This window comes from Tolypothrix sp. VBCCA 56010, from assembly GCF_050875635.1.
Classification (GTDB): Bacteria; Cyanobacteriota; Cyanobacteriia; order Cyanobacteriales; family Nostocaceae; genus Hassallia.
Genome location: NZ_JBPAOH010000345.1, coordinates 1 through 1432, shown reverse-complemented (window position 1 = coordinate 1432; position 1432 = coordinate 1). Strand labels below are relative to the sequence as shown.

The 1432-nt window shown below is 37.4% G+C and carries 1 protein-coding gene; it reads right to left on the bottom strand.

The window, feature by feature from the left end; genetic code table 11:
• Window positions 1-51: 51 nt before the first annotated feature.
• Window positions 52-1335: an RNA-guided endonuclease InsQ/TnpB family protein gene (locus AABK37_RS41340; protein ID WP_432557171.1), complete on the bottom strand. Its 1284-nt coding sequence runs from the start codon at window positions 1333-1335 to the stop codon at window positions 52-54.
• Window positions 1336-1432 lie beyond the last annotated feature (97 nt).

Genomic DNA, 1432 nt, shown 5'->3' with positions numbered 1-1432 from the left:
ATAGTTCCAAGTTACATAGTCAAATATAGTTAGACATATATAAAATTGGCTTTAAGCAACTCGACTTTTAGCATAATCACGCTTGAATAGTGGAGTTAAACGCCTTGGATGTACTACCAGACATCCCCTATCCCGAAGATGCGACTTGAGAGTGTCGAATCCTGAAGGATTACTTTTTCTGCCGATGTTATATCCAGCATTGACATCAGCATGAATCTTTAAACCATCCTTGCTGACATACCACGCACGTTTGACGCGCCTGCCTGAGAATACGTGTCTTATCTTGTTGTTAGGGTCATAAGTTGGGATAATATCCCAATCAATTGCAGAAGCAAGACTTGTGTAAGACTCCTCTGAAACCTTAACGGTGATGCCAACTCGTTCTAATTTATAAGTCAGCATCTCAATAAATCTCGCGTGTGGTATCTGGGCAAAGTTTTGGTTTGTGCGCTTCCCTAAATTAAGACGAGTTTTCCATTGTTCATTTTTACCTATCGATACATGAGTTACTCCTAGGCGAAGAAATTCATCCACAATGATTTTTGTAGATTGGTGCAAGTATGAATCTACAAAATTGTTGCGGTTGCGAACAATGTTTGCAATTTGCTTTGACGTACCTTTCCCACTGGGTAAGAATCCTCGCTTATTAGCGATCTGCTTGTTGTAAAATTGGTTCGCTGATTTTAGTGGTTTCCCATTGACAGCAATCGGTTGTATTGTTGGGTCATTGAAAACAATTGTTGCTAGATTATCCAACCCTATATCAATCGCTGCATTCAGGTGTGGATTCAAGCTACAAAACAATTGTGAGTGTTCTAGAATCTCATAAACTATTTCAATAACAAAGCATCCAGTACGGGGAATAATCCGTACTTCACGCAAGTCCTGAAACTTGAGTGCAGGTTTTACTGGTATCCTAATTGGTGACATGGAAGGAACTATAAAACCTTTGCTAAATTCTTTTTTCCCAATCGCTTGATTATTGAATTTGACTAAGTTTTTTGCATCAACATAATTAGGTGGTTTGGGAAAACCTGTAAACTTACTTGACTTTTTTTTATATGCTGCTAATGCCTTGTAGTAAGCAATCCAAGCATCTGCGTTCTGTTTGAGAACAAGTTGAGCTACTTTCGCAGGCATTGCTTTGTAATTCTCATTCTCCTTGAATATTTTGTCTAATTTTGCTTGAGTTTGTGTACCCCATCCATAGAAAAATCCTTGGCGTTGTGTGAATTGAGCAGTGTTATAAAGCTGGCAGGAAATTGTGGTAATTTCAGCACAATAAGCAAACCATTCATGACCATCTTTGATTACGTGCTTTTCTACTCGACACATGATGATTATTTACAACTTGAAATTAATATACCACATTCGGGATATCTGAATATATTTGATGATTTTAGACTATATTTTGTTTAAAGTTTTACAATAC

What these genes read in the sequence shown, in the direction of transcription:
- AABK37_RS41340 (WP_432557171.1), bottom strand. Translation starts at nt 1,335, where the DNA reads ATGTGTCGAGTAGAAAAGCACGTAATCAAAGATGGTCATGAATGGTTT.